The sequence below is a fragment of the Pseudomonas sp. MTM4 genome (assembly GCF_019355055.1).
GTDB lineage: Bacteria > Pseudomonadota > Gammaproteobacteria > Pseudomonadales > Pseudomonadaceae > Stutzerimonas.
Genome location: NZ_CP048411.1, coordinates 2876109 through 2896426 on the forward strand (window position 1 = coordinate 2876109; position 20318 = coordinate 2896426).

Sequence of the window (20318 nt, forward strand, 5' to 3'; positions counted from 1 at the left end):
TCTCTGGTCGAAGACATAGCGCCAACGAGTGATGTCGCAAGTTCACTCCGTTGATATCGAGATAACTGTCTAGCAACAGCGGTGAGCGCAAAGCAGGCTTATGCTTCGCTGCGATGACTGTCGGCCTGCCTGGTGTCGATACAAACACTGCCGTCTAGCTCCATTTCAAGTGTCGAGTGGCTGACTTTGAATCGCTCATGAAGTACACGTTTTAAATCAGTCTTCACTCGTTCAATTTCGGGCAGGCTAGCCTTCTTGATGACAACGTGAGCTTCCAATGCAGTTGAATGTTCGGCAATTTCCCAGACATGTACGTGGTGAACACTCACAACGTCGTCCACTTGCTCCATGACATTGATTATATCAGTGATGGAAACTCCTTCTGGTGCGCCCTCCATTAACAAGTGAATGGTTTTAGGTAGCATGCTAAAGCCCTGCCATAGCACGTAACCAGCAATCATCAGCGTCAGTACAGTATCTGTCCAATACCAGTCATACAGAAGGATTAATGTTCCGGCAATAATAACACCGACGGAGGCCAGCGCATCCGACACATTGTGCAAGAATGCCGCCTTTATATTCATGCTATTCTTAGACATTGTGTAGGTGAGCAAGGCCGTGACGACATCTACAATCAAGGCTATTCCCGCCACCACGACCACTGTCCATCCTTCAATGGGCTGTGGGGCAAAAAACCGACCTATAGCTTCGTAGATGAGGTAGAGACCAACGATAATCAGCGTGACCAAGTTAATCAAAGCCGCTATGGTTTCACTGCGTCGGTAGCCGAAGGTTTTAAAAGCATCTGGCGGTTTGCGACCGATTTTACGTGCGATGAGCGCAATAACCAGTGATGCGGCATCGCTCAAGTTATGTAGCGCGTCAGCTATGAGCGATAAACTGCCAGAAAGTATTCCTCCAACAACTTGTGCCAGAGTTAGCACAGTATTAACGCCAATGGCAGCGATTAAACGCTTATCGCCTATGGCTTCGGTGTTATGGTTATGTTCGTGAGCCATTGGTTTTTAACCGTCCTTAAATAACATAAGACAAGGATAGGGAGCCCAAAAAAGTAATAGATAATACTAGCACCAATACCATCTGGCCTTCCAAACCACACTGACAGAAATGCGACCACTCTCAAGCGAGTTCGTGCATTATCGTCTGAAACTTGCCGATAACTGGCCGATCCCTCTCAAACGTTAAACGACGTTGCTCGCTAATGATAGATGATGCGGCGTCAATCCGAAGATGACAAAATTGTAATCTTCCAATCATTCTTTTCGTAGGATAGGCCCTTGCAGATTGGTGCGCCTCGGTGCTGACATGACGAAGCAAGGCGCTCATGTCACCGCGCAATGGAAGCATTACATTTCAATAATGTAATGCTTGGCTCATGCTGCTGTTAACTTCAATCACGCAAAATTCATTCGAACCTGCAGGGCTCAGCGAGAAAGCTCAGCAAGCCACCTTTGAATTTAGCGAGGACTGCCCTATGAATCTGTTGAAAGCTATTGTTGTTGGTTTGGTAATCTGCGGCTCCGCATTGTCTTATGCAGAAGATGGTTACGACCGCTCAATTAAATTTAATGAAAAATTCCGAGCAGATCAAAAACGAATTCACGGAACCGAATCCGCCAAACGAAAAATAGACGAATTACAGATTAAGGATACCCGCCAAGATCAGAACAATACGGAAAGCAAGAAAGAAACCAAAGCTGACTAACCGCTTCATATCTGAACGATATTCGCCTCCGGCAGCTTCCAATCTCCTTTGGAAGCAGTTGCACTCTAAGCGCCCTTCGGGGCGCTTTTTTGTTTCCATAACTTGCCCGCAACATCGCTACCAGCGAATCGCCCGGAATTTATATAAGCCGTTTCGTTTAAGTCAGGCCGCCATTGCCTGATCTGTTGTTATTAGCCTTCGCAAGGATCATGTCCGAGTGAGCTGAACAGACGCTGTGGCGTACAGCGCACCCATGTCTGGGTCGCTATCTCAAAGGCCTCACGGTTCGCCCATGATTGACGGTGTCAGCTCGGCCTTGCACAGCCCGCTGATCGTTCCAGCCAGGGCTTTGTCGTAGCTATCGCCCTTTGCTGCCGACCGGGGCAGGTCAGTCGCTGTTTGCATAATCCTTCGTCAGCTCACCGTGGGTGAAAGCCATCAGGTCAAGGACGCGTATGTAGCGAAAGTCATACGCACTAAGCGCTGAGCAATTTTTTATTTACCGCTTAGATGCATCAGACTGCGCCACAAAGGCTGTGCTGTCCGCTGCGCCGCTAATGAAACTGCGCTCCGATAATTAACGCGCCCCGTTCTCGCTAGCTAGCAAGAACGGGGCGTTGTGTGCCGCCATCCAATCTCTAGCTTGTTCTGTCAGCGGCCAACGCGATTTCTTGCTCCTCCAATTCGTCTTCGCGTCGATGAGCCATCTGGTAGAGCAACGGCAAAACTAATAGCGTTAGCACCGTTGAGGAGAGAATCCCCCCGATCACCACCGTCGCAAGGGGACGTTGTACCTCTGCACCGGTACCCACATTCAAGGCCATTGGAACGAACCCGAGTGAAGCCACTAAGGCTGTCATCAATACCGGTCGTAGCCGGGTAAGGGCACCTTCGCGGATCGCAGTGTCCAGAGGTAAACCTTGCTCCCGTAGGCTACGGATGAAGGAGATCATTACCAGGCCATTTAGAACGGCGACGCCTGACAGAGCAATAAAGCCAACACCTGCTGAAATGGACAATGGGATATCTCTGAGCCACAGCGCAACAATGCCTCCGGTGAGCGCAAATGGAATCCCTGTAAAGACCAACAAACCGTCTTTGACATTGTTGAACATCATGAAAAGCAGAATGAAGACCAGGAGCAGCGCCACGGGGACGACAATCTGCAGCCGCTTCGTTGCCGATTCAAGCTGCTCAAAGGTACCGCCCCAGTCGATCCAATAACCTGCCGGGATATCTACCTGGGCCTGGATTTTCTGTTCTGCCTCAGATACGAATGATCCAATGTCACGACCACGGACGTTTGCACTGACGACAATTCGCCGTTTCCCTTCTTCTCTACTGATCTGATTCGGACCGGGGGCCAAATCCAGGGTGGCCACCTCGCCGAGGGGGATATAACTTATGGTGCTGTTTAATTCCCTTGGAAGGGCAATTGGAAGCCGCTCAATTGCGGCGAGATCGCTGCGTATCTCGTCCGGTAAACGAACCACGATATCGAAACGCCGATCTCCTTGAAACAAGGTGCCTGCCTCTCGGCCACCGATAGCTACTGCAACCGCTTGCTGGACGGTATCTAGACTCAGGCCGTATCGTGCGATCTGATCGCGATCGATATCAATCGTGAGCATGGGAAGGCCAGTCGTCTGCTCGACCGTAACCTCTGAAGCGCCTGGTACTTGTCCTAGCACCTCGGATACTTCCGCCGCCGTGCTGTTAAGAACGTCCATGTCATCACCATAGATTTTCACGGCTACCGCGGCACGAACTCCGGAAATCAGCTCGTTGAAACGCAGCTGAATCGGCTGGGAAAACTCGTAGTTATTGCCCGGCAACTCAGCGGCGGATGCTTGCACCTCGCTTAAGAGCTGATTACGCGACTTGCCTGGATCCGGCCACTGTTCTTGTGGCTTCAGCATGACGTACCCGTCAGAGATATTTGGAGGCATAGCATCCGATGCCACTTCCGCAGTGCCAGTTCGCGCAAATATGCGTTCAATCTCCGGAAACTCATCCATAAGCTTTCGCTCCAGCTGCTGCTGCATCTCTACAGACTGACTAAGACTGGTAGCTGGTACACGAAGGGCTTGGATAGCGAAGTCTCCCTCGTTGAGGCTAGGCACGAATTCACTGCCCATACGTGACCCTACGAGGCCAGAAAGTATGACTACAACTACCGCAAAGGTGAGCACTGCTGGCTTGTTGGCCATTACCGCATCGAGCGCAGGTGCGTAGGCCCGTTTAGCATTGCGGATTAGAAAGTTTTCCTTTTCCGTAACCCGCTTACCGATAAAGAGCGCAACGGCCGCCGGGACGAACGTCACCGAAAGGATTATCGCCCCGAATAGCGCTGTCACTACGGTAAACGCCATGGGCGTGAACATCTTACCTTCTACCCCTGTAAGGGCGAATATCGGCAGATACACGATCATAATGATCAGCTGCCCATACAATAGAGGCCGACGCACTTCCTTTGCCGCAGCGAATACTTCATGAAGCCGTTCGGACAGTGTTAATGCCCGTCCGTGATGGGACTGAGCGTGTGCAAGTCGACGCACGCAGTTCTCAACAATCACCACGGCTCCATCGATAATGATGCCGAAATCCAATGCGCCTAGGCTCATCAGGTTGGCGCTGACCTGATTGGCTACCATGCCGGTGAACGTGAAGAGCATAGAAAGCGGTATCACAAGCGCGGTTAGGATCGCCGCCCGGATATTGCCTAAGAAGAGAAAAAGTATAACCACAACAAGAATGGCACCCTCAGTGAGGTTCTTCTTAACGGTGGATATAGCTTTGTCTACGAGTACAGTTCGATCGTAGACAGTAATTGCCTTTACGCCTTCCGGAAGCGAAAGGTTTATCTCTTTCATCTTGTCGTCGACAGCCCTTGAAACTACTCGGCTATTTTCACCGATAAGCATGAAGGCCGTACCTAGTACCACTTCGCGGCCATTCTCGGTGGCTGCGCCAGTGCGGAGCTCCTTTCCAACCTCGACCGTCGCAACGTCGCGGATACGCACTGGGGTACCGTCAACGTTGCTAATAAGGGTATCGCGGATGTCCTCCACAGACTGCATTTGTCCTGGAGCGCGAACAAGATACTGCTCGCCGCGCTTTTCAATATATCCGGCACCTAGATTGTTATTGTTTTGCTCAACCGCCTCGATCAAATCTTGTAGTGTTAGTCCAAACGACCGCAAAGTGTCTGGGTTGGGGGCGATCTGATATTCCTTTGCATATCCTCCGATCGTATTGATCTCAGTAACACCAGGTACATTTCGGACTTGCGGTTTGATGATCCAATCTTGAATCTCACGCAAGTCAGCAGGGGTATACGGCGTACCGTCCGATTTGGTGGCACCTTCCTCAGCTTCAACCGTCCAAAAATAGATTTCGCCAAGCCCAGTGGAAATAGGGCCAAGTGTTGGAGTGACGCCATCTGGGAGCTGATCTTTGGCCCCTCCCAGGCGCTCGTTCACAAGTTGGCGGGCAAAATAGATGTCAGTGCCTTCCTCAAAAATAACTGTGATCTGAGAAAGTCCATATCGAGACAAGGATCGTGTCTGCTCGAGCTTGGGCAGCCCAGCCATTACCGTCTCGAGCGGGTAGGTAATACGCTGCTCCACTTCCAGCGGGGAATAACCTGGCGCCGCAGTGTTGATTTGCACCTGTACGTTGGTGATATCCGGGACAGCATCGATAGGCAGCTTTTGGTAGCTGTAAGCTCCTAACGCTGCCATGCCAAGCACGGCTAGCATAACCAACCAGCGATGCTCGATAGAAAAACGAATGATACGTTCGAACACGATTCTATAACTCCGTATCAGTGAGCATGCGAGGCGCTGGCTTTGCCAAGCTCGGACTTGATGATGAAGCTGTTATCCAAGGCATAGCGCGCTCCGGGCTGGAGGCCTTCCTTGATTTCGACCGCGTCACTATCGCTGCGGCCACTCACGATTGGCTGAGCAGCAAAGCCATGGTCGGTCCGTACAAACACCACCGGCTTTTCTTCCAATGTGTGGATCGCATCAGGACTTACTGCGACTGGCACGGATGCTTCGCCAGCGCCTACCTGCACTTTGACGAACAGGCCGGGGCGCCAAACCCCTTCAGGGTTGGGAAGTGTGACCCGGGCGGTAGCGGCGCGGCTTTGCTGACCAACAAGTGAGCCGACATAAGAAACGGTTCCATTGGCACTGGACTCGAATGCTGTGGCCTCGATAACGGCATTGCTGCCTACTCGTACCGCGCTGAGTGCATTGGCAGGAACGCTGATATCTGCCCACACGGTGGAGAGATCGGAAATGATGAATATCTGGTCATCGGTATTGACTGACTCACCGAGCGTGATGTCCTTCTCAACGATCATCCCATCGAACGGCGCCCTGAGTTCGTAGCGGCTCAATGCGTCTGGCTTGCCAGCATCACTGCCAAGCGCTTGTAGCTGTGCGTTTGCATTCGCAACAGTCAGCTCTGCTTCCCGTAAAGCCTGTTGTGCCTGTAAATAATCCTGTTCCGCAGAAATACGCTCTTCCCATAGCTCCTTTTCGCGTCGATAGGTTTTTTGAGCCAATGCAAGACGTTTTTGCGCCGCGTAGAACTCGCTTCTACGTTCCGACAGGTCTGTACTCGCGATCACAGCAAGTACTTGCCCCTGTTTCACCTGTTCGCCCAAATCGACTTTGACCGCTTCAACGACACCTGAGAGACGAGGCACAACTTGCGCTGTGCGGTCTTGGTTGAATGTAATTTCGCCAGGCAGCTCAATTGCGCTTTTTATCTTTGCGGGCTGAGCAGTTGCCAGTGAGATGCCGGCGGCTAGGATTTGTGTCTCTGAGAGTTCTACCTCTGCTGTTTCAGTATGCTCCGCTCCCTCGGGCTCATCTTCATGCTCATCTTTCTCTGCCGCACCGACCTCGTGATCGCTATCGGCGCCTCCTTCATCATGGCCATGATCTCCTTCGGCTTCTGCATCCTCATCCGAATGCCCTTCATCCTCATGCTCCGATTCGTCACCATGCTCGCTATGTGCGTCGCCCGCATCGGGCACAGCTGGACTACTGCGAAGAAGCAATCCGCCAAGCATAAGTGCCACGCTTAATATGACGACGATCCAAAAAATCTGCTTCTTGTGACCAGCCAAGGAAGATGTATTCGATTTACTTTTCATATGGATTCCTATGGCTGAGTGGCCGAGGTGATAACGGCCGACCCATCTCCGACAATTCGCGAGATTTCTGCCGCCGCCTGGTTAGCTTGTGATAGCGCAGACAGGTACTGAGATCGGGCTTGGAAAAGCGTGCGTTGAGCATCCAGTACGTCAAGGAACGTGAATTTTCCAAGTTCGAACCCCTTGCTGGCAGCTTCATAAGCGCTTTGGGCACTGGGGAGCATATCGTTGCGCAACAGTTCAAACTGCTGGCGAGCAGTGCGCAGCCGCATGTGCGCTTGGGAAAGTTCGCTTTTCAGGCGTATATGGACGGCGTTGAGCTCGTCCTGCGCCTGGTAGGCCCGTTCCTGCGCTGCTCCGATGTTGCCTTGGTTTCGATCAAACAACGGCAGGGGCATCGAGATACTCACCAATCCCAGCGTGCCGTTATATTCATCTGAGCGTTGGGCACCTACGCTAACCGTCACGTTAGAAAAGCGATTCGTCCTTTCCAGCTTTAACGCAGCCCGACGTCTTTCAGCCTCCCGACGCGCGCGGGTTAGTTGGGCGGAATCGTTCAAACGGCTATAAAGCTCAGCTAGCTCGGGAAGAGGAGGCACTGCCTCTGCCGGCTCTTTTACTCGCTCAAAGCGTGGCTGTGGATTTCCCCAGTTGGCCGCCAGCCGAGTGCGCGCAGCTTCGAGTTCAGCTGTGGCCTGGGCAAGCTCTACTTGCACTCCAGTAGCCGCAACCCGCGCCCGGGTTTCCTCTACGGGAGAAACCATGCCGGCCCTCACACGTCGATTGGCCACGTTCACTGCTTGCTTCGCAAGCTTTGAAGCAGCCTGAGCGAGGTCCAGCCGTTCTTGAGCAGTAAGCACATCGTAGTACGCGCCCATCACTGCCCCCCTCAGTCGAGCTTGGGCGTCCTGTAGGTCAGCAGCTGCTACGTCCAAGGCTCGTTGCGCCGCCTCAATACGAGCCGAACGTTTACCACCCAGCTCTATTTCTTGGCTCAGTTCAAGCGTGGTCTCCGGGGCATCGCCCCGGATTCCCTCCTGGCTAGCGGACAATATTGGATTCGGACGTGCTCCGGCTTGGCTAATTAATGCGCGAGAAGCAGCCAGCTCACGTCTTGCAACAGCCAGTTCAGGGCTTGCAGAGCTAGCGAGTTCCAAGGCGCGTAGAAAGCTTATGGATTCGACAGACTCAACGGGGAATGTATTTGACACACCGACAGGTAAGGTCTGTGTGAAGGTCGGCAACTCTAAGGGTTGCGCAAAGGCGAGATTGCACGACAACGTCGTCAACCCCAGCGAGAAAAGAGCTTTTCGCACCGAAATCTCCTAAAAAAAGGGAAGGTTCGGTGAGACGTCAGATACAGATAAATGGCGCTTACTGGTTACTTTGGCGTCCCACCGGTTTTGCACCGATGCGCCAATTAGGTTTCTCAGGACGCCCCGCTTCAGCCGATGCGTAGCTAGCAGAAGGAAACGGTTTCAAGCTCATTGATAATACCGAACCAGGACAGATCCCTTTCGTTATAAGCGGCTTGATATGGTCGCCATGAAAGACACAGTCTCCATCCAGACTGATTTTTTTTGCGGCTTTTGACGATCCTTCCTCGTCAGTACCCAGAGACTCGTGCGGATGTTCGTGATGTCCAAGATGATTTGCTGCCGAACCATCCTCATGACTGCAGCTCGTGCTAACAACTGCCCATGATGATTGCAATGGGAACAAGGCTAGCAACATCAGCAAAACTATTTTTCTCATCCAAGGCAAAACGATGACTTCCTGGTTTAGATGTCGAATCCAATCATAAGAACTACCCCCGCCAAGACGCGAAACACATGCGCCTCTACTGCGATAGTGATTCGCCCTGAATTTAGTAGACAAATACACGAAAGCGTTTTTATCAGCCTTGCCAAGCCGGCGAGATAGCTGATGGCTATGGGGTGGTGACTTTAAATAAGTGTGGATAACGACCTGGTGACCGCAACATTACAAATCTGTAATCGAAGGAGTGCGCGATTGGGCTTCCTCAGATTACAAAATAGTCATTTGCCGCTAATCCTGCCGTCATCTCTAGGGGAAGAACATGGCCAAGCGCTAAAAACAAAAAGGCGAAAGGCGTCATTCGAGCACTGACCTGCCGTACATAAGGAGCATCATCATGAGCAAAAAGGCCGTTTTTTCGCTGACAGCCCTTTCACTGGCATTGGGCAGCGCCCCGGTCTTTGCCCAATCGGAAACAGCCGAGGGCTTCATCGAAGGCAGCACGCTATCGCTGATAAATCGCAACTTCTATTTCAATCGGGATTTTCGCGACGGTGAGAGTGCCGCCGGCAATGGCTACTCCGAGGAATGGGCCCACGGATTGATGGCCTTCTTCGAGTCCGGATATACCCAAGGCTCGGTAGGGATTGGCTTCGACGCTTTCGCCATGCTCGGCCTCAAGCTCGACTCCGGTTCGGGGCGCTCCGGTGTGGGCGGCAGCATCGACCTGCTTCCCCACGACAGCGCTGGCGATCCTGAGGATGACTTCACACGGGTGGGGGGCGCGGTGAAAGCACGCTTGCTGGACACCGAGATCAAGGCCGGCGATGTATTTCCCACTACACCTGTCGTGCACTTCGGCGACTCTCGGCTGCTGCCGGAGTCTTTCAAGGGTGTCACCGTTGTGAACAACTCGCTGGACGACCTCACCCTTCAGGGAGGCCGCTTGCACGCGATGAGCCAGCCCAACACCAGTAACATGAACGAAGACTTCGTCACCTTCTACGGCGGGGGCGTAGACGCGCCTTGGCTCGGCTACGCAGGCGGTGACTACAGCGTGAATGAAAATATCAGTCTTAGCCTGTACACCAGCCGCCTCAAAGATGCCTGGAACCAGCATTACTTCGGTGCGTCGGCCACCTATCCGCTCTCCGATATCGTCGCGCTGCTGGCCAGCTTCAACTATTACAAGGCAACCGACGAAGGCCGTGAGTTGCTGGGCGAGTTCAACAACAACATCTGGAGCTCCAGCCTGGGTGTCGCCTTCGGCGCGCACACCGTCACGGCGTCGTATCAGCGAAACAACGGTAACAACGACTTTGACTACTTGCGCCAGGCGGACTCGATCTACCTGAACAACTCCATTCAGTACAGTGATTTCAACTCACCTAAAGAGCAGTCCTGGATGCTGCGCTACGACCTGAACATGGCGGAGTACGGCATACCCGGGCTTACTTTCATGACCCGCTACGCCCGCGGTTGGGGCGCCGATTACAGCAACGCGAACGAGGTGTACATGCGCCAAGACGATAACGGTGCGCCGCTGACGGGACAGAACCGCTGGGAACGCGACGTCGAAGCCCGCTACGTTGTACAGACTGGCTCTCTCAAGGATTTGTCTCTGCGGGTGCGCCAGGCTACCACGCGGGCGACTGCTTTCGAGTCCGACCTCGATGAGGTCCGATTCATCGCCGAGTACCCTCTCTCGATCTTGTGAAACACCATGAGCAACACCACATCTTCTTTAGTTTTGCTCCCTTGGTTTGAAGATGTGTTTCAGGCGCCCATCAGGGCGCCTTTTTTCGTTTGGTGCACCCGCTCGCGCTGCGGGTCAACCAAATGACCGGTAGATTACAAATTCGCAAGATAGCCCTCACAGGGCTTTTACCGCGTTAAAGTGCTTCCCGCTTCCCTGGGCAGATCTTTTCGCCTCTGCCTTTCACGCTAGAGCCAAGCCGCTTTCGTCTTGACCTAGTTACTACATGGATTTTTTTGGTTCCGCTTACCGCGCACCTCCTTGCCGAGTTACCTCAAAACATGCGCATCCTGGTTGTCGAAGACGAGATCAAAGCTGCGGAATACTTGCAGCAGGGTCTTATCGAATGTGGTTACTTGGTCGATTGCGTAAGTGATGGCCTCGATGGGTTTCACCTGGCACTGCAGAACGACTATGACATCGTGCTGCTAGATGTGAATCTGCCAACCATGGATGGGTGGGAGGTTCTCGAACTCATCAGGCGGCGTAAGCAGACACGCGTCATCATGCTGACTGCCAATGGCCGCTTAGAGCAAAAAGTCCGCGGCTTGGAATCGGGCGCCGACGACTATCTGGTCAAGCCGTTCCAGTTCCCCGAGCTGCTTGCCCGTATCCGGACACTGTTGCGGCGAGGCGAGGCAGTCACACTTCCGAGCAACCTGCGTGTAGCCGACCTCGAACTGGACCCGGCCCGGCATAGGGCTTACCGGAGCGGTCAGCGTATCGACCTCACCAGCAAAGAATTTGCGTTATTGCATCTGCTCATGCGCCGGACTGGCGAAGTCCTCACGCGTACGGAAATAACTGCCATGGTGTGGGACATCAATTTCGACTGCGATACCAATGTGGTGGATGTTGCGATTCGTCGCCTGCGGATGAAAGTGGACGAACCCTTCGGCGATCGCCTGATACACACCATCCGGGGTGTGGGCTACGTGCTGGAGGCGCGGCCTTGAAGCCACTCAGCCTCGCATCGCGTCTCGCGCTTCAAATCACACTGACCGGCGCCGCTTTGGTCGCGCTGCTGATTGCACTGAGCTACTGGGTACTGGTGCGCCAACTGGAACTGCGCGCCCAGGAGGAAGTGACGGCCAAGCTCTCTCAGATCGATCATGGACTCCTCGAAGACACCAAAGCCCGTATGGGCCGCTCCTGGCAACACGCATTGAGCGATACCGTACTCGGCCATGACAACCTTTCGATTACGGTCATCGGCGATACAGCGAAATCACCCATTTTCAGTATCGGCCGATTCGCCAATGCGCCGCAGCAGCTGGATCTCGTGAGCAGGGACGGCGACTATCTTGGCTGGACAACGAAAGATGGCGTGCAGATGCTAACCGGGCGCAAGCAAATCCAAGTCCCGGGACTGGCTCCAATGACGCTTTTACTTTCGCAAGATCGCAGTGCCGATCAACGGCTGGTGGCTGCATTCCTGCGCTCGGCCTTAGTGACCGTGCCGATGCTACTGATATTGATCGGATTGGCTGGATGGCTAATCGCCCAAAATGGCTTGCGGCCGCTTCGCAAGTTCCGGGCCTTGGCGACTAAGGTATCTACACAGGATCTATCACCTCGAATCCGCACCGATCGGCTTCCGCAAGAGCTCCAGGCATTGGCGCACAGCCTCAACGTAATGCTTCATCGACTCGATGACGGCGTTCAGCAACTGTCACAATTCTCGGACGATGTGGCTCATGAGTTAAAAACTCCGCTGAACAACCTGATAGGCAAGGCGCAGGTGACTTTGGTGCGTGAGCGAAGCAAGGAGCATTATCGGGAGGTGATCGAGTCGTCGGTTGAAGAACTCGAACGCATGGATCGAATCGTGTCAGACATGCTGTTTCTCGCCCAGGCCAGCCACGCCAGCCCAGCACTGAAGCTCGAACAATTATCTTTAGGAAGCGAGGCGAGGCGCGTATGTGAATACTTCGAAGTCCTTGCCGAAGAAGCGGGAGTCGCTACGACAGTAACGGGCGATGCCATGATTTTGGGAAATCGACTTATGGTCCAGCGGGCCATTTCCAACCTGCTATCCAACGCGCTGCGGCATTCAAATACTGGCAGTACGGTCGAACTTAAGATCCTTGAGGAGGACGTAGACATCGTCTCGCTGGCTGTCACCAATCATGGCGCGACTATCGAATCGGATCATCTCCCACATCTGTTCGACCGCTTTTACCGCGTTAACGGCATACAACCTCGCGGGGCAGGATTGGGGCTAGCGATTGTCCGCTCAGTGATGAACCTCCACAAAGGCCACGTGGCCGTCGCCAGCAAAGACGGTCGGACCACGTTTGAACTCACGTTTCCTCGGCAGGCCTGACTCAAAGTGATACCGCACGGAGACAGCCATCACTACGAAGGGGCAAAAACCACAGGGACAAACAACCATTTCGAGGGCATGCGCGTTGGCCGGGTAACCAGGCCCGCGAGCCCCAACGCCGTTCATTTAATGCATGCGTCCTCGCTAATTCCGGCGAGAATGCCGCAAGCCTCAACTTCCCGCCCATCGTTGCAATTTGCCCGCAGCGAAACGAGTTGTCGTTCCAGTGATTGCAAAGCGGCTATCTGAGACCTGACTTGAGAAATGTGATCATCAAGCAAGGCATTAACGGCCGCACAAGGCCGGCCAGGGTCATCTTGGTAACTTTGGAGTGCATGAATTTCTGGAAGTGAAAGATTCAGAATTCGGCAGCGTCGGATGAACGCTAGCCGCTCGCCATGCTTCTCGTTGTAAACCCGATAGCCGTTCGGCTGACGATTAGGCGGAGGTAACAATCCCTGCTGCTCATAGAAGCGGATCGTCTGTGTATCAATCCCTACTAGCCTTGCTAACTGACCAATGCGCATCGCGCGAATCCTCTTCGGTTCTCTGCGTTATTGACCTTATGGTAGCTATAAGGTTTTTAATGATCCCATCTTCGATTTCAAGTGGAGCCGTATCATGAGCAAATCCGATGGCGATCGTTGCGGCTGCGATGCGACACCAGCCGCCGATGCCGGTGTGCAAAACCCTGCCGATACGACAGCACAATGGGTCAGTGTTTACGCCGTGCCAAAAATGGATTGTCCATCAGAAGAGCGAATGATCCGCTTGGCCCTGAGTGGTTTGGACGGAATTCGGAAGCTGACTTTTGATTTGTCGGACCGTCGGTTAGATGTCATGCATTGCGGTGCCGTTGAGCCCATAACCACAAAGCTGGCGACGTTAGGGCTAGGCGCCACTCTTCAGAAAACCGTCGCTGCCGACCCAGAGATGATCAAAGCCGCCGAGAATTCGGCGGACTCTACACAGGAATCCCGCTCCCTGCGTTTACTGTTAGGCATCAACGCCTTCATGTTCGTGGTTGAGATGACCGCTGGCCTGATCGCCAGGTCCACGGGCCTGATTGCCGATTCCCTCGATATGTTCGCTGACGCGGCAGTGTACGGCCTAGCCCTTTATGCAGTTGGACGTAGCGTCAGTCTGCAGGTGCGTGCTGCACACCTTGCTGGTGTTCTCCAGCTAATTTTGGCACTCGGCGTGCTCGTAGAGGTGATTAGGCGCTTTGTATTCGGTAGTGAGCCCGAGTCGCTGATAATGATCGCCGTTGCGTTCCTGGCATTGCTCGCCAACACGGGCTGTCTGCTGCTTATTTCCAAACACCGGGAAGGTGGTGCTCACATGAAAGCGAGCTGGATATTCTCCGCCAATGATGTGGTCATCAACATGGGGGTTATAGTCGCCGGAGCGCTCGTCGCTTGGACTGGGTCAAACTACCCAGACCTGATTATCGGTACCGTTGTGGGATTCATCGTTCTAAACGGCGCTCGGCGTATTCTGGCGCTCAAGAGCTAAAGAAGCTCCCGTTACAGAAAAAGGCGTCGTCATGCCTCTAAGCCGTAAGCGTCCAGCCAAGTCACCTTCCGAACTCCCGCATTAAGGACGATGGTGTCCGCGTATTTTTAAGCGGACGCGATAGCCCTTATCGCCGGGATTTCCATGCGCCAACGAAGCTCTTACCCCAAACCGTTCAAGGCCCAGGTTGTTCAGGAGTGCCTGCAACCTGGTGCGACCGTCTCCAGCGTTGCCATCAGCCACGGCATCAACGCCAACGTTATTCGCAAGTGGCTGCCGCTTTACCGAGATCAGCTACCAGCGGCGTTGCCGGCGTTCGTGCCATTGAGGGCCACGCCTAAACGAACAACTGAGGCGTTCGCACTCATTGAGTTGTCCCTTGGCGAGCAATCGGTCACGGTGAAATGGCCAGCCTCCGATCCTGAAGGTTGCGCCCGCTTTGTGCGTGGGCTCACCCCGTGATCCGCATCGATGCCATCTGGCTCGCCACCGAGCCGATGGACATGCGCGCCGGCACCGACACCGCGTTGGCGCGTGTGGTGGCCGTGTTCGGTGCGGCGAAGCCGCACTGCGCCTATCTCTTCGCCAATCGCCGCGGCAACCGCATGAAAGTCCTGGTGCATGACGGCGTGGGTATCTGGCTCGCCGCGCGGCGCTTGCACCAGGGCAAGTTTCATTGGCCAGGCATCCGGCACGGCTCGGAAGTCGAACTCGACACCGAGCAACTTCAGGCTTTGGTGCTGGGTCTACCCTGGCAGCGGGTCGGTGCAGCCGGCGCGATCACAGTGCTGTAGCACCTGCCATTAGCCCATCGGTTTAGCTCCGCTGATCGCCTGCTCTGGCACAATCAGCGGCATGACTTCCGCGCCCAATCTCGACCAACTGACGCCTGACCAGCTGCGCACACTGGCCGCGCAGTTGCTCACGCAGGTCGACGTGATGGGCAAGAGGATCTACCGCGACCAAACGGTTATCGAGAACCTCAACCACGAAATCGCCATCCTCAAGCGGCACAAGTTTGCCAAGCGTAGTGAGCAACTGAGCCCTGACCAGGGCCGTCTGCTGGATGACCTGCTCGACACCGACATCGTGGCCATCGAGGCGGAGCTGAAAGCAGTCAATCCGCCGGCTGCGCCGGCCGACGCACGCCAGCAGCCCAAGCGCACACCGCTGCCACCGCAGCTCCCGCGCACCGTGATCCATCACGAACCGGAGAACACCCAGTGCGCCTGCGGCTGCCAGCTGCTACGCGTGGGTGAAGACGTCAGCGAAAAACTGGATTACACGCCGGGCGTGTTCACCGTCGAGCAGCACGTGCGTGGGAAATGGGCCTGCCGCCAGTGCGAAACGCTGATCCAGGCGCCGGTGCCGGCGCAGGTGATCGACAAGGGGATCCCCACCGCCGGCCTGTTGGCGCACGTGATGGTGGCCAAGTTCGCCGACCATCTGCCGCTGTACCGACAGGAAAAGATCTTCGGCCGCGCCGGCCTGGCTATCGCTCGTTCGACGCTGGCGCAGTGGGTCGGGCAAACCGGCGTGCAGCTCCAGCCGCTGGTCGATGCGCTGCGCGAAGCCGTGCTGGGCCAACGCGTGATTCACGCTGACGAAACCCCGGTGCAAATGCTCGCGCCGGGCGAGAAGAAAACCCATCGGGCTTACGTCTGGGCCTACAGCACCACGCCCTTCGCCGATCTGAAGGCCGTGGTCTACGACTTCAGCCCCAGCCGTGCCGGCGAGCATGCGCGCAATTTTCTTGGCCAGTGGAATGGCAAGCTGGTCTGCGACGACTTCGCTGGCTACAAGGCCGGTTTCGAGCGAGGCATCACCGAAATCGGCTGCATGGCCCACGCCCGCCGCAAGTTCTTCGATCTGCACGCGGCGAACAAAAGCCAATTGGCCGAACAGGCGCTGCACTCTATCGCTGGGCTGTACGAAGTCGAACGCCAAGTGCGCGACATGGGCGATGAAGAACGCGGGCGAATACGACAGGAACAGGCTTCACCGATCCTCGACGCGCTGCATGCCTGGATGCTGGCCCAGCGTGATCGGGTGCCCAACGGCTCAGCCACGGCGAAAGCCTTGGATTACAGCCTCAAACGTTGGTTGGCACTGACTCGCTATGTCGAGGATGGTGCCGTGCCCATCGACAATAACCAAGTCGAGAACCAGATCCGCCCGTGGGCTCTAGGTCGCTCCAATTGGCTGTTTGCCGGGTCGCTACGCAGCGGCAAACGGGCGGCGGCAATCATGAGCGTGATCCAGTCGGCGCGCATGAATGGGCATGATCCGTATGCCTATCTCAAGGATGTGCTCACACGACTGCCGACGCAGAAGGCCAGCGCTCTGGTCGAGCTGCTGCCGCACAACTGGGTATCCGCCGGCAAGGTGTAATGCCCGTTCGCTTACTCTAAGCCATCCGGGTCTAGCGGCGTCAGCTAAAACTGGCGACGCAGCTTTAGCCGTTAGCGGATGGTGGGTATTGTAGAACGTGGGCTGCAAAGTCCATCAGCGAGACGAAGCCGCACTGATCGGCTTTCCTTCACGCTGTTGGTGGTAGCCCCGCTTAACCAATCAGCTCTACGAATGCCTGAGTGATCACAACCGCTGCGGCCAATGCGCGAACGGACTTTGGGAGCGCCATCGTCAGGAAAAGCACTACAAGCGAGTTGTGAGTGCTTGAACTGAAGGCCGATAGCTGGAGGCGACCTCGATGTGCGCTAGTGCTACGTTCTAGTGACAGTCCCCGTGCCCAAAATGTGGTCTGCAAATTCGATCAGGCTAGCTAATCGGTCAGGACCACGGATGGCATCGCGCTGGAGGTGGAAGCCATGCATTCCCAGCCTTTCGGGACCGAACACATCGGCCTCCAATGTATCGCCGATCATTGCAATGGAAGACGCTTTGCAACCCAACCGCTTTAGCAGATGTTCGTAGATCGCTGGCTCCGGTTTGATCGCGCCCACCTCGAAGCTCCAGGCATAGGCGTCAAACTCAGGCAGTAGCAACTTGGCAGGTATGGCATAGGGGGTAGCCAAGTTGGAGCACAGCGCCACTTTCAGCCCCGCTCTCTTAAGGCTTTCCAGTGCCCGCAGGGCATCATCATAGGGACGCACGCTGGCCAGTTCCGCGTAGAGATCAAGCTCCAAAATAGCAAGCTCATCGTTACCTAGTTGTGTACCAAACAGGTCGGCGGCGCCGGCCAGCCCCAAGTTTCGTGTCATCAATGTCCTGGCATCATCGGCCCTAGGTTGACGACCTTGGCTGCGTACCTGTTTTAAGAGCTTGCGAAATGGCCGCCGTCGTTCACTGATTTGCAGGAGTGTGCCATAGACATCAAAAATTACGGCTTCTATCAAAACAGAGCACCTGCGCTTAGGCTTTGCACGGTTCGGTATTCATTAAAAGAAAGCGGCCGGGCTTCGGATAAGGGAGGCATAGGCTAGGCCAGCAAGCGGTATTCGCGCGAGCTACTTTTTTCAGCAGCTCGCTTCAGCATTCGTACGACCTGACATACCGGAGAACCTGACAGAAATGTAATGGTTACTTCAGCCTTTGGTCAGGACGCTTTGCATATATTGGTTGTCGGACGCTGTAAGCATCGGAAAAACCACAAACGTCCCCGCAGTAGGCTGTTCGTTGCTAACCAATCCATAAGGAGCCCGCATGACCTCCTCGCATTGCCACCATCAGCCTGACCAAACGAAAGGATCAGCACCGCTCACAGACCCGGTCTGCGGGATGAAGGTGAAAGAGAACAGCGAGCATGAGCAGGATTACCAAGGAACCACTTACCGCTTCTGTAGCCAGGGGTGCCGGACCAAGTTCCGTTCTGATCCTGCTAGATATCTTGCTGCACAGCAGGCTCATGGGTCATCGCCTCAGGCATCCACGCCGCCCGCACAGAAGGCGTCCGCCGGTGATGCAACGACCGAGTACACCTGCCCGATGCACCCTGAGATCCGCCAAATGGGTCCAGGTGATTGCCCTATCTGCGGGATGTCATTGGAACCTCTGATCCCTGAACTCGACGAGGAGGAGAATCCCGAACTCAAGGACTTCTCGAAGCGATTCTGGTGGTCTCTGCCCCTGACCGTAGCAGTAACCCTGTTGGCAATGGCGGGACATGCGATACCGCTGTTTCACGGCGCTAGCCAGAACTGGGTTGAACTAGCCCTTACGACCCCGGTTGTCTTGTGGGCAGGTTGGCCATTTTTCGTGCGCGGTTTCGCATCAGTTAAGCATCGCAGCCCAAACATGTGGACGTTGATCGGGCTTGGCACAGGGGCTGCGTATATTTACAGCATCGTAGCAACCGTCTTACCGAGCATATTTCCAGAGTCATTCACTGTGGGCGGCCGGATAGGCGTTTATTACGAAGCCGCCGCGGTCATCATTTCCCTGACGCTTTTAGGGCAGCTGCTCGAATTGAAGGCCCGCTCCCAGACGTCCTCGGCAATCAAGTCCTTGCTTGGCCTATCGCCCAAAACAGCTCGCCGTATCGCCAAGGATGGTTCCGAGGAGGACATTCCGCTTACACATGTTCACGAGGGTGACCATCTGCGCGTTCGTCCTGGTGAAAAGGTACCGGTGGATGGAGAAGTATTGGAGGGCGAGAGCGCCGTCGACGAATCCATGCTAACGGGCGAGCCCGTCCCGGTGACGAAGCGGACAGGCGATTCGCTTATCGGCGCGACGATGAACACGAGCGGCTCGCTTGTCATGCGAGCCACCAGGGTTGGCTCCGGGACTATGCTTTCACAAATCGTCCAGATGGTTGCGAATGCGCAACGCTCCAAAGCACCCATGCAGCGAATGGCGGACACGGTTGCGGGTTATTTCGTGCTGACGGTCATTGGTATCGCCTTGCTGACATTCTTTGCATGGGGCCTGTTTGGACCCGAGCAGGGCTGGGTATTCGGCCTGATCAATGCAGTTGCGGTTCTGATCATTGCTTGCCCTTGCGCACTTGGCCTTGCAACGCCTATGTCGATCATGGTTGCCACAGGCAAAGCGGCTGGAAGCGGAGTGCTTTTCAGAGACGCAGGCGCCATCGAGAACGTCCGTAAGGTAGACACGCTGATTGTCGATAAAACAGGAACCTTGACCGAGGGCCGACCTGTCTTCGATCGGGCCATAGGCGTCACGCCGTTTGACTCGCAGGAAGTCATCCGTTTGTCTGCCAGCTTGGATCAAGGTAGTGAGCATCCCCTAGCCCACGCGATCGTAGACCATGCCAGAAGCGAAGGTATCCAGCTGGCGAAGCCAGAGACCTTCGAGTCAGGGTCAGGTATCGGAGTCCGTGGTCTGGTGGAAGGCAAGCAGCTACAACTAGGCAACACCGCGCTTATGGAAGATACGGGTGTGAGCGTCGAGCCGTTGAGAGATCAGGCAGAAAAAATGCGCGAGAGCGGTACCAGCATTGTGTACCTGGCTGTTGATGGGGCACTTGCCGGCTTGCTGGCCGTATCGGACCCAATCAAACCGACTTCCAAGGAAGCTGTAGCGCGGCTCCAAGCGGAGGGCGTGCAAGTCATCATGGCCACCGGCGACGGGCTTACCACTGCCCGCGCGGTGGCTCGTGAGCTATCGATCGATGAGGTGCATGGCGAAGTGAAGCCGCAGGACAAGGAGGCGCTGGTGGTTAAGCTACAAGCCCTAGGTAAAGTAGTCGCCATGGCAGGCGACGGAATAAATGATGCGCCGGCGCTCGCCAGGGCTGATGTCGGCATAGCGATGGGCACGGGCACTGACGTCGCCATGAACAGCGCCCAAGTTACGCTCGTTAAAGGTGACCTGATGGGGATACTGCGCGCGCGCACGCTTTCGGTGGCGACGGTTCGCAATATGCGTCAGAACCTTCTGTTTGCCTTTATGTACAACGGGTTGAGCATCCCGATTGCCGCAGGTCTGCTCTATCCGTTCTTCGGACTGTTGCTGTCTCCGATGATTGCTGCCCTGGCCATGAGCCTCAGCTCAGCATCGGTTGTGTTCAACGCACTCCGGCTCCGTCAAACGCGTGTAGTTTGAAGCCTGTCGGCTTAGGCTTAGGCTTCGGTTGCGAAGC

16 protein-coding genes and 1 pseudogene are annotated in these 20318 nt (G+C 55.1%); 9 read left to right on the forward strand and 8 right to left on the reverse strand.

Annotated elements, in window-relative coordinates:
- Positions 1-98: 98 nt before the first annotated feature.
- Complete coding sequence (locus GYM54_RS13255; protein ID WP_008569956.1) at positions 99-1019, reverse strand: cation diffusion facilitator family transporter; 921 nt, start codon at positions 1017-1019, stop codon at positions 99-101.
- A gap of 377 nt (positions 1020-1396) precedes the next feature.
- On the opposite strand from GYM54_RS13255, the gene GYM54_RS13260 reads away from it, so the two are divergent.
- Entirely contained in the window at positions 1397-1726 is a 330-nt protein-coding gene (locus GYM54_RS13260; protein ID WP_023444715.1) for a hypothetical protein, read from the forward strand.
- Positions 1727-2005: 279 nt separating this feature from the next.
- On the opposite strand, the gene GYM54_RS13265 is transcribed toward GYM54_RS13260, so the two are convergent.
- The 4 genes from GYM54_RS13265 to GYM54_RS13280 form a co-directional block, all read right to left on the reverse strand.
- Positions 2006-2131: a hypothetical protein gene (locus tag GYM54_RS13265; RefSeq protein WP_023444716.1), complete on the reverse strand. Its 126-nt coding sequence runs from the start codon at positions 2129-2131 to the stop codon at positions 2006-2008.
- A gap of 233 nt (positions 2132-2364) precedes the next feature.
- Positions 2365-5535 (reverse strand): CusA/CzcA family heavy metal efflux RND transporter, encoded by a 3171-nt coding sequence (locus tag GYM54_RS13270; RefSeq protein WP_015275576.1) that lies wholly within the window; start codon positions 5533-5535, stop codon positions 2365-2367.
- Between the two features lie 17 nt (positions 5536-5552).
- Positions 5553-6899 carry an efflux RND transporter periplasmic adaptor subunit gene (locus GYM54_RS13275; RefSeq protein ID WP_015275575.1) on the reverse strand — a complete coding sequence of 449 codons (1347 nt, stop codon included), beginning with the start codon at positions 6897-6899 and terminating at the stop codon, positions 5553-5555.
- Positions 6900-6907: 8 nt separating this feature from the next.
- Entirely contained in the window at positions 6908-8215 is a 1308-nt protein-coding gene (locus GYM54_RS13280) for a TolC family protein (protein ID WP_008569960.1), read from the reverse strand.
- 839 nt (positions 8216-9054) lie between these two features.
- Between GYM54_RS13280 and GYM54_RS13285 the strand changes: the two genes are divergently transcribed.
- The 3 genes from GYM54_RS13285 to GYM54_RS13295 all read left to right on the forward strand — a co-directional run bounded on the left by GYM54_RS13285 (position 9055) and on the right by GYM54_RS13295 (position 12739).
- A complete protein-coding gene (locus GYM54_RS13285; protein WP_014822255.1) occupies positions 9055-10374 on the forward strand; it encodes an OprD family porin in 1320 nt (439 codons plus the stop codon).
- 320 nt (positions 10375-10694) lie between these two features.
- On the forward strand, positions 10695-11369 hold the full coding sequence (locus tag GYM54_RS13290) for a heavy metal response regulator transcription factor (protein ID WP_008569962.1): 675 nt from the start codon (positions 10695-10697) through the stop codon (positions 11367-11369).
- The gene (locus GYM54_RS13295; protein WP_003292663.1) at positions 11366-12739 is read left to right on the forward strand and encodes a heavy metal sensor histidine kinase; all 1374 of its coding nucleotides are present in this window, start codon (positions 11366-11368) and stop codon (positions 12737-12739) included. The genes GYM54_RS13290 and GYM54_RS13295 overlap by 4 nt, the downstream gene beginning before the upstream one ends.
- A 122-nt stretch (positions 12740-12861) precedes the next feature.
- On the opposite strand, the gene cadR is transcribed toward GYM54_RS13295, so the two are convergent.
- Positions 12862-13266 (reverse strand): Cd(II)/Pb(II)-responsive transcriptional regulator, encoded by a 405-nt coding sequence (gene cadR / locus GYM54_RS13300; RefSeq protein ID WP_081262848.1) that lies wholly within the window; start codon positions 13264-13266, stop codon positions 12862-12864.
- 94 nt (positions 13267-13360) lie between these two features.
- Here cadR and GYM54_RS13305 point away from each other — a divergent pair, with 94 nt between their 5' ends.
- The 4 genes from GYM54_RS13305 (at position 13361) to GYM54_RS13320 (ending at position 16645) form a co-directional block, all read left to right on the forward strand.
- A complete protein-coding gene (locus tag GYM54_RS13305) occupies positions 13361-14254 on the forward strand; it encodes a cation transporter (protein ID WP_046163957.1) in 894 nt (297 codons plus the stop codon).
- Positions 14255-14398: 144 nt separating this feature from the next.
- Entirely contained in the window at positions 14399-14716 is a 318-nt protein-coding gene (locus GYM54_RS13310; protein ID WP_041015591.1) for a transposase, read from the forward strand.
- Positions 14713-15048: an IS66 family insertion sequence element accessory protein TnpB gene (gene tnpB, locus GYM54_RS13315; RefSeq protein ID WP_041013622.1), complete on the forward strand. Its 336-nt coding sequence runs from the start codon at positions 14713-14715 to the stop codon at positions 15046-15048. The genes GYM54_RS13310 and tnpB overlap by 4 nt, the downstream gene beginning before the upstream one ends.
- Before the next feature lie 61 nt (positions 15049-15109).
- Positions 15110-16645, forward strand: coding sequence for an IS66 family transposase (locus GYM54_RS13320; protein ID WP_197446041.1), 1536 nt, complete (start codon positions 15110-15112; stop codon positions 16643-16645).
- A gap of 172 nt (positions 16646-16817) precedes the next feature.
- Here GYM54_RS13320 and GYM54_RS21735 read toward each other — a convergent pair.
- Positions 16818-16943, reverse strand: a pseudogene (locus tag GYM54_RS21735) (arsenic resistance protein); the annotation flags it as partial.
- Between the two features lie 34 nt (positions 16944-16977).
- On the reverse strand, positions 16978-17610 hold the full coding sequence (locus GYM54_RS13325) for an HAD family hydrolase (protein WP_036998676.1): 633 nt from the start codon (positions 17608-17610) through the stop codon (positions 16978-16980).
- A 307-nt stretch (positions 17611-17917) separates the two neighbouring features.
- Between GYM54_RS13325 and GYM54_RS13330 the strand changes: the two genes are divergently transcribed.
- Positions 17918-20281, forward strand: coding sequence for a heavy metal translocating P-type ATPase (locus GYM54_RS13330; protein ID WP_064481001.1), 2364 nt, complete (start codon positions 17918-17920; stop codon positions 20279-20281).
- The last annotated feature ends 37 nt before the right edge of the window (positions 20282-20318 follow it).

Bases quoted from the DNA above. Each gene is read 5' to 3' on its own strand.
- GYM54_RS13255 (WP_008569956.1), bottom strand. From the start codon at position 1,019: ATGGCTCACGAACATAACCATAACACCGAAGCCATAGGCGATAAGCGT.
- GYM54_RS13260 (WP_023444715.1), top strand. From the start codon at position 1,397: ATGCTGCTGTTAACTTCAATCACGCAAAATTCATTCGAACCTGCAGGG.
- GYM54_RS13265 (WP_023444716.1), bottom strand. From the start codon at position 2,131: ATGCAAACAGCGACTGACCTGCCCCGGTCGGCAGCAAAGGGCGATAGC.
- GYM54_RS13275 (WP_015275575.1), bottom strand. From the start codon at position 6,899: ATGAAAAGTAAATCGAATACATCTTCCTTGGCTGGTCACAAGAAGCAG.
- GYM54_RS13285 (WP_014822255.1), top strand. From the start codon at position 9,055: ATGAGCAAAAAGGCCGTTTTTTCGCTGACAGCCCTTTCACTGGCATTG.
- GYM54_RS13290 (WP_008569962.1), top strand. From the start codon at position 10,695: ATGCGCATCCTGGTTGTCGAAGACGAGATCAAAGCTGCGGAATACTTG.
- cadR (WP_081262848.1), bottom strand. From the start codon at position 13,266: ATGCGCATTGGTCAGTTAGCAAGGCTAGTAGGGATTGATACACAGACG.
- GYM54_RS13305 (WP_046163957.1), top strand. From the start codon at position 13,361: ATGAGCAAATCCGATGGCGATCGTTGCGGCTGCGATGCGACACCAGCC.
- GYM54_RS13310 (WP_041015591.1), top strand. From the start codon at position 14,399: ATGCGCCAACGAAGCTCTTACCCCAAACCGTTCAAGGCCCAGGTTGTT.
- GYM54_RS13320 (WP_197446041.1), top strand. From the start codon at position 15,110: ATGACTTCCGCGCCCAATCTCGACCAACTGACGCCTGACCAGCTGCGC.
- GYM54_RS13330 (WP_064481001.1), top strand. From the start codon at position 17,918: ATGACCTCCTCGCATTGCCACCATCAGCCTGACCAAACGAAAGGATCA.